This is a genomic window from Cohnella sp., assembly GCF_041641335.1.
GTDB lineage: Bacteria > Bacillota > Bacilli > Paenibacillales > Paenibacillaceae > Cohnella.
Genome location: NZ_JBEPYQ010000023.1, coordinates 67,688 through 75,030, shown reverse-complemented (window position 1 = coordinate 75,030; position 7,343 = coordinate 67,688). Strand labels below are relative to the sequence as shown.

Annotated in this window: 6 protein-coding genes; 2 read left to right on the top strand and 4 right to left on the bottom strand. The window is 58.1% G+C overall.

Features of this window, described 5'->3' with window-relative positions; all coding sequences use genetic code 11:
* On the bottom strand, positions 1-1,532 hold a 1,532-nt coding region (locus ACESLM_RS09985), incomplete at its 3' end, for a cache domain-containing protein (RefSeq protein WP_372631421.1).
* Positions 1,533-1,764: 232 nt separating this feature from the next.
* Here ACESLM_RS09985 and ACESLM_RS09980 point away from each other — a divergent pair.
* Both ACESLM_RS09980 and ACESLM_RS09975 read left to right on the top strand, forming a co-directional pair.
* Complete coding sequence (locus ACESLM_RS09980; protein ID WP_372631420.1) at positions 1,765-2,685, top strand: ABC transporter permease; 921 nt, start codon at positions 1,765-1,767, stop codon at positions 2,683-2,685.
* Between the two features lie 16 nt (positions 2,686-2,701).
* On the top strand, positions 2,702-3,580 hold the full coding sequence (locus ACESLM_RS09975) for a carbohydrate ABC transporter permease (RefSeq protein ID WP_372631419.1): 879 nt from the start codon (positions 2,702-2,704) through the stop codon (positions 3,578-3,580).
* 77 nt (positions 3,581-3,657) lie between these two features.
* Here the strand turns inward: ACESLM_RS09975 and ACESLM_RS09970 are convergent, their stop codons facing one another.
* The 3 genes from ACESLM_RS09970 to ACESLM_RS09960 are packed head-to-tail and all read right to left on the bottom strand — an operon-like array spanning position 3,658 to position 7,314.
* Positions 3,658-4,152: a (2Fe-2S)-binding protein gene (locus ACESLM_RS09970; protein WP_372631418.1), complete on the bottom strand. Its 495-nt coding sequence runs from the start codon at positions 4,150-4,152 to the stop codon at positions 3,658-3,660.
* Complete coding sequence (locus ACESLM_RS09965) at positions 4,139-4,987, bottom strand: FAD binding domain-containing protein (RefSeq protein WP_372631417.1); 849 nt, start codon at positions 4,985-4,987, stop codon at positions 4,139-4,141. Before ACESLM_RS09965 ends, ACESLM_RS09970 begins: the two co-directional genes overlap by 14 nt.
* Positions 4,984-7,314 (bottom strand): xanthine dehydrogenase family protein molybdopterin-binding subunit, encoded by a 2,331-nt coding sequence (locus ACESLM_RS09960; protein WP_372631416.1) that lies wholly within the window; start codon positions 7,312-7,314, stop codon positions 4,984-4,986. The genes ACESLM_RS09965 and ACESLM_RS09960 overlap by 4 nt, the downstream gene beginning before the upstream one ends.
* Positions 7,315-7,343: the final 29 nt, after the last annotated feature.

The window sequence follows — 7,343 nt, the reverse complement described above, 5'->3', positions numbered from 1 at the left end:
GGCGGGCTGACCGTCAGACTCGTCTCCATCTCCAGGTAATCCTTGATCGCCGACTGGCTCTCCCGCAAATGCTCCAGCAGCTCGGCTTCGGAGCGGGCTTCCGTCTCCACGATAAGCACGACTCTGTCGCGGTCCAGGTCGACGGCCGTCAGCGCGTAGCCCCTCATCGTCTCTTCGGCGATGTTCGCCATCGCGTAGCGCAGCAGCCGGACTTCCTGCTCCGTGTACGACGAAGCCCAATCGCAGTACCCGTCGATTCGGACGAGCACGAGCCGGATCGGCCATCTCGGCAGCCTCATCCCGAGGTCGGCGAACCTCCTCTCCATCTCCCGTTCCGGATATTCCGCCTCCTTCTCGATCAGGCCGCGCAGGAACGCGTTCCTCGCGTCTCCCCTGTAATGCCGCCACGTATTCGACAGCCGGTCGAGGCGCGATTTTTGATCCCGGTACACGCCCGACAGCAGGCTAAGCTCGCTCTCCTCCTGATCCTCGCGCTCTTCTCTCCGTTCCCCCGCAATGTCCCGTACCAGTCTTTGAATCGGAAAATAAATCTTTTTGGCCAGCAGCCACACGATGAACAAAGTCGCCAGCACGACCGGAACGTAGATCAGCAAGGTCCAGTTCCGCAGCGCGTGCACGTTGCCCAGCAGCTGCTTCTCGGGAATGATCGAGACGATCCTCCAGCCCTCGTGCCCGGTGAACGAAGTGTCGGCGAATACGAGCAGGGACGGGCTGCCTTGGCCGTCGATCTCCTGCCAGCCGCTGGAGCGACCCGACGCATCGATCCGGTTCGCATAGTCGGTCCGCGTCCGGAACAAGTCCTGGCCCGGAGACGCGACGACCGTCCCCGTCTCGTCGACGAGCATGTATAATCCTTCAGAAGGGGAGAAATTCCTGCCGATCAGGTCGGCGACCGTCCGCTCGTCGAGATTGACGATCAGCGCGGACGAGGACTGATTCGGCTCATAAGGGAACACGTACGTCAGCAGATTGGACCGAAATGGCCGAATGTCGTTCAGCAAGCCCTCCACCCGTCGGGGAACGAGCTTGCGATGTCCCTGCAGCTCGGCGGGGGCCACCCTATCGAGCGCTTCCTTGTCGTAGAAGCCGGCCCGCGTATAGATGCCGCTTCGCGTGTCCACCACCGTATCCGTATAATCGTTTACCAGGTAGATTGATTCGATCAGCGGATTGTTCGCTTGAATTTTCCGCAGCGCGGACCAGATCTTGTAATCCTCGTAATAGTCCTTCTCCCCTCCGAGCGCATAGGCGACGAGCGCCGAATCCCGGCTCCAGTTCTGGGCGTAGCTGAGCGTCCATTCCATCATATAGGAAGTGCTGTGGGCGGCTTTGCGCATCGAGTCTTCCGTGTGATTGCCGATCTCCTTGACGATCGTGCGGGAGGATTGATAGTACATATAGAACGTGCTGATCGTCAGCCCGGCTACGCTGGCCACGATAAAATAGACGAGCATCTGCACGAACGTCTTGCGTCTTCGCAAGCCGATCTTCGCTCTGGACAGCAGCTTCAATCCGCTCCCCCCCTCTCCGGCACTTTATTGAAAGCGCTGCCATACATTCTATTCGAAATTATACTTTCGAATGCGGATTCAGGGAAGCGCAAACGCGTTTCTAGAAAGCTTTGTTGTTTTCTGAACCCGCCGTTTCGCTGTTTTCTGACGTCATTAGGCCTATTGGCGGCTAGGCGGTCGGCCCGAACCGGGTTACGATGCAAGCATCATCAACTATACGGGAGGATCGATTATGGGCGGTAAGACATTCATGCGCGGAATAGGGCGTTACCCTTTTCTATATTTGCTGGCGCTGCCCGGCGTCTTGTTCGTGTTCCTGTTCAGCTACGTGCCGATGTACGGCATTCTCATCGCCTTCAAGGAGTTCAACATTCGCAAAGGCGTTCTCGGAAGCCCTTGGGTCGGCTTCAGCAATTTCGAATTTTTCTTCACGACGGACAAATTGCTGCTCGTGCTCCGCAACACCGTCTTCCTGAACCTGCTGTTCATCGCGGCCACGACTTGCTGCGCCGTCCTGCTGGCTCTTCTGCTTAACGAGATTCGGGTCAAATGGTTCAAGCGGACCGCACAGTCGCTCATCTTCCTGCCGTATTTCATGTCCTGGGTCGTCATCGGCATGCTCGTGCAATCGTTCCTCGGAGGCATGCATCCGACGGTGGACGGGTGGCTGGAGAGCCTCGGGATCGCTCCGCTCAATTGGTATTACGAGGCCCACCTGTGGCCCTGGATTCTGACCTTGATCCGGGTCTGGCAAGGGGCGGGCTACATGTCCATCATCTTCCTGGCCGCCGTGACGAGCTTCCCGGACGAAATCTACGAGGCGGCGCGGATCGACGGGGCTTCGAGATTCCAGATGATGAGACGGATTACCGTTCCTCTGCTCGTGCCGACGATCTCCATTCTGACCATTCTGGCGATTGGAAAAATTTTTAACGGGGATTTCGCGATGATCTACGCAATCGTCGGCGACAACTCGATGCTGTATCCGACGACCGACGTTATCGATACGTACGTGTTCCGTTCGATGCGGGTGCTGAACGACTTCGGGATGGCCGCCGCCGTCGGATTGTTCCAATCGGTGATGGGCTTTATTTTCGTCGTGGCGGTGAACGCCCTCGTCAAGCGCTATTCGCAAGACTCCGCCCTATTCTAAGGAGGACAGAAGCAAGATGATAGCCACGAAATCGGATCGCATGATGACTGTGTTCTCTTGGGGGTTGATCACCCTGTTCGCCGCGTTCTGCCTGATTCCCTTCCTGCTCATGGTATCGGGCTCGCTGACCGACGAGCAAATTCTGATCAACGAAGGCTACCGCCTGCTGCCCAAAGGCTTGAACTTCGAAGCCTATCGGATTCTGCTCCAGTCGGGCGCGCTGCTGCGCAGCTACGGCATTACGCTGTTCATTACCGCGACCGGCACGGTACTCGGACTTCTCGTCAGCGCAAGCTTGGCCTATTCGATCGCCAACCGCCGCAACCGGCTGCGCCACGCCATCTCGTTCTACGTCTACTTCACGATGCTGTTCAACGGGGGCATGGTGCCGTTCTACATTCTGATCTCCAACTGGCTCAAGCTGTCCGACACGCTGGCCGCGCTCATTTTGCCGCTGGCGGTACAGCCGTTCCTCGTCTTCCTCATGGTCAGCTTCTTCCGCACCGTGCCGGAGGAGCTCGAAGAGGCCGGACGAATCGACGGCGCCGGGGAAGTCCGAATTTTCGTCCAGCTCGTGCTGCCGATCTCCAAGCCGATTCTGGCGACGGTCGGACTGTTCTACGCGCTCATCTATTGGAACGATTGGTTCATGGGCATCTTGTTCCTGAGCGAGGAGAACAAATTCCCGCTGCAGATGATTCTGAGAAGGATGGTCTCCAACCTCGAAGCGGCGAAAAACCTTATCCCGTCGGGAGCGGGCATCGCCCTGCAAGCGCCGACGTATCAGATTAGGATGGCGACGACGCTCGTCACGATCGGGCCGATCGTGGTGTTGTACCCGGTTCTGCAGCGTTACTTCGTGAAAGGTTTGACGATCGGTTCGGTGAAGGGGTAAGCCCCAATCCGGTTTATGGCCCGGTTCGGGGCTTGGAGGATCAAGGCTGAGGCATGCCCTTCATGGTCAGCATGGTGTTATGCCTGGCTATCGCCCTTCTGGTCGGCCAGCCGCGACCGGGCGATAGCCATCGCCGATTTGACGGCATCTTCGATCTCCTTATACCCGGTGCAGCGGCAAATGTTCGATTCGAGCCATTCCGTGATGGTTGCGTCGTCCGCGTCGGGATGCTTGCGGATTAAGGCGTTGGCGTTCATGATGAAGCCCGGGGTGCAATACCCGCATTGAAACGCGAATTTGTCGACGAATTCCGCCTGAAGCGAGGAGTAGGCCAAGCCTTCCACCGTCGTTATCTTCAACCCTTGCGCTTCGACGGCCAGCATCAGGCAGGATTTCATCGGCATCCCGTCCGCGTCAATGGTGCAAGTGCCGCAATCCCCGTTGAGACAACCGGGCTTGGCGCCGGTCAGCCCAAGCTTGTCCCGGAGAGCGTGCAGCAGCGTATCGGAACTTCTAACATATATGGAACGGACTTCCCCGTTAACCTCCAAACGGATTTCAGCTGCGCGCATGCTCTTCTCCTTTCAGGGCTTGCATAACGTCAAGCAGCGCATTTTTCAACCTGTAAAGGCGATAATCGGGAGAGCCTTCCACATCCTCGGATACTGGTCCCGGCAGATGCCGCACCGCTTCCGCGACTCTCGCCCCCTTTTCTATCCCGCCATCGTTCAGAATTTCCTCGATCCGCTCGCTGCGAAACGGAAAGAGGCAGACTCCGCTGAAGGCCGCGCGAATTTGCCCGGCTCGTTTAAGCGCCGCTACCGTGATCAACGGATACCCGACCTCCCATTGTCTCCGTATTTTGACTGTATAATAGGGAAGTCCGAGAAAGACTGACGGCGTAATCAGCTGAAGCACGAATTCCCCGTCTGCCAATCTCGGGCATCCGTCGAAAGCCGAGTTCAGCGGAACGCGCCTTCGCCCGGAGGGTCCCGCGACGACCATCTCCGTATCGGACAGCAAGAGCGGAAGCGCCGTTTCCCGATAATAGATGCGTCCGCACAGATTGCCCCCAAGCGTAATTTTGTTGCGCGCCGTATGATCGGCGATTTCGCTGACGGTCTGGCTTAGCAGCGGGAAAAATCCGGACTCCTGCAGCCGGGAAAGCGTAACCGCGGACCCCATGACCAGATCATCGGAGTCGAGCCGCAGCGTCTGGCACTCCTCGATGCCTTTGATGTCGATGACGGCTTCGGTGTCGATCCGGTTCAATCTTCCCAGCGTAATGATTTCGGTTCCGCCGGCGAAGTAGACAGGCCGTTTCCCCTGCTCCCGCAGCGTCTGGTACAGCCGGACCGCTTCCTCCGCCGCCGATGGCTTGAAGTAGTCGAAGTCGAAAGGAATCATGGCGCGGCCCCTTCCATTTTGGTTCTCCAAATCCGCTCCGGCACGAGGGGCAGCTTGTTCAACTGCACGCCGGCAGCGAGCGACAAAGCGTTGCCCAGCGCCGCGGGCATCCCGATCAGGCCGTGCTCCCCGATGCCGCGCGCGCCGTACGGCGCATCGATATGCGGCGTTTCCACGAATTCGACCGCATATTCCGGATGCTCGCCATAGCGAGGCGGAATGTAGTTGCGCAGCTGCGGATTCAGAATTTTCCCCTTGCTGTCGAAGACGAACGTTTCCCTTCCGGCAAATCCGAGCCCCATGCTCATCGCTCCCATGACTTGTCCCAGAGCGGCTTTCGGATTCAACACCTTCCCGACGTCGATCACGGAGTAAGCTTTAAGAACCTTGTATGAAAAGTCCCTCGTATCGAGCTCGATCTCGACCCCTTGAGCTCCCACCGACCATTCCGGCCCCGGCTTTCCGGCCCCGGTCTCGCGGTCGAGATGCGTCAAATGCCGGAACGTGAAAGTTCCTTTGCCGATCAGCTGGCCTCCGATCGCGTTCCCGTTCGTATGCTGAAAGCCGAAAGCGATATCGGATATGTTGCAGTAAAGCGAAGGCTCGTCCCGAATATACACCTTCTCGTAACCGACCTCCAACTCGTCGGGCGCGCAAACCAATACGCGCGAACCGATATCCTTCAACTGCCGGATCAGATCGTCCGTTGCCTGCAGTACCGCCCTGCCCGCCATGTAGGTCCCGCGGCTGGCGACCGTCTTCCAGTGCTCCGGCATCGTCCGGGTATCGACCTCCATCCGGACGTGGATCCGGCCGGCATCCATCTTCAGCCTTTCCGCGGCCATTCGGGCCAGCACGGTTTTCGTCCCCGTTCCGATCTCGACCAGGCCGGACAGCAGGTTCAGACTCCCGTCCGGATTATAAGTCAAAATAACGCCAGAGCTGGCGTTCGTATCGATCGTCGACGTTTTCCAGATGCAGCCGATCCCTTTGGCCCGCACCTTCCGTCCGTTCTGAAGGCTATGCACCCTTCCTTCGTCCCAGTTCATCAGGGCTTTCAGCTTCGCGATGCACTCGGGCAAATTCCCGATGCTGCTTGAATTCAACGCGACTTGCGTAGGCGTCGTATCGCCGGGACAGACGGCGTTATTCTCCCTGAGCGCGAGGGGATCCATCCCCAGCTTCTCGGCAAGCAGGTCCATCGTCCGCTCGAACGCAAACAACACTTCGGAATGGCTGAATCCCCGATAGGCGGTCGCGTATGGACGGTTGGTATAGACGCAGAGGGAGTCGCACCATACGTTATCGATTCGGTAAGGCCCTGTACACGATACGGCGCCTGCCCGGCTTATCGTGGCCCCCTTGTCCGAATAGGCTCCCGAATCGAATAAATACGTCATTTCCGCGGCTTGCAGCTTGCCGTCCTTGGTGCTGCCCAGCTTTACCTTGGCCTCGAGCCCGATGTGCACGGGAGAAGCGATGATGTCTTCCTCCCGCTCGTTAAATACTTTAACGGGTCTTCCTCCCACCGCCTTGGAGGCCAGGTAAGCGACGATCTCCAACTGGGTCGGAACCTTGCCGCCATAGGCTCCGCCGACCAACGGCGCGGTCACGGTAATCTTCCCGGGGTCAAGCTTGAAATATTCGCCCATCAGCTTCCGGATCATATAAGGCGCTTGGGTGGAAGAATCAATCAGAATCTGTCCGTCCGGGCGGATTTCCGCGGTTGCGCACCTCGTTTCCATGGCCGCATGATCGGAGGGTCCGAACGAGTAACGGGCTTCGACCGTCACCTCGCTATGCCTCCAGCCGTTCGCTATATCGCCCTTGCGAATCTTTGTCCGGTCAGCGATATTGGTGTTCGGTTCCGGAAAGACGTGCTGGATCTTCTCGTAGCGAGCCAAATCCTCATGTACGAGCGGGGCGTTAGGCGCAATGGCTTCGGACGGGGACCGGACGACCGGAAGCGGATCGTAATGAACGACAACCCGTTCGGCTCCCTGTTTGGCCGCCTGGAAAGTATCGGCGACGACGACCGCAACCGGCTCACCGTAATAACGAACCTTCCCGTAAGCGATCGGCGGACGGTCGTGAATTTCCTCGCCGGTTAGCGGGAAATCCGCTTGTCCTGTCACGACGGCCCGTACTCCGGCCACTTTCATCGCCTCGGCCGTATCGATCGACACGATTCTCGCGTGAGCGTAACGACTGATCACCAGTTTTCCTTGCAGCATGCCCGGATGATGACCGTAATCGTCCGCATACTTTGCCGCACCGGTCACCTTCTCGAGCGATTCTTTTCTATACATGCTGTTGTCGAATGTCATTTTCCAAACCTCGAATTCCTTTATTTAAC

Bases quoted from the DNA above. Each gene is read 5' to 3' on its own strand.
- ACESLM_RS09970 (WP_372631418.1), bottom strand. From the start codon at position 4,152: ATGCGCGCAGCTGAAATCCGTTTGGAGGTTAACGGGGAAGTCCGTTCC.
- ACESLM_RS09965 (WP_372631417.1), bottom strand. From the start codon at position 4,987: ATGATTCCTTTCGACTTCGACTACTTCAAGCCATCGGCGGCGGAGGAA.
- ACESLM_RS09980 (WP_372631420.1), top strand. From the start codon at position 1,765: ATGGGCGGTAAGACATTCATGCGCGGAATAGGGCGTTACCCTTTTCTA.
- ACESLM_RS09975 (WP_372631419.1), top strand. From the start codon at position 2,702: ATGATAGCCACGAAATCGGATCGCATGATGACTGTGTTCTCTTGGGGG.
- ACESLM_RS09960 (WP_372631416.1), bottom strand. From the start codon at position 7,314: ATGACATTCGACAACAGCATGTATAGAAAAGAATCGCTCGAGAAGGTG.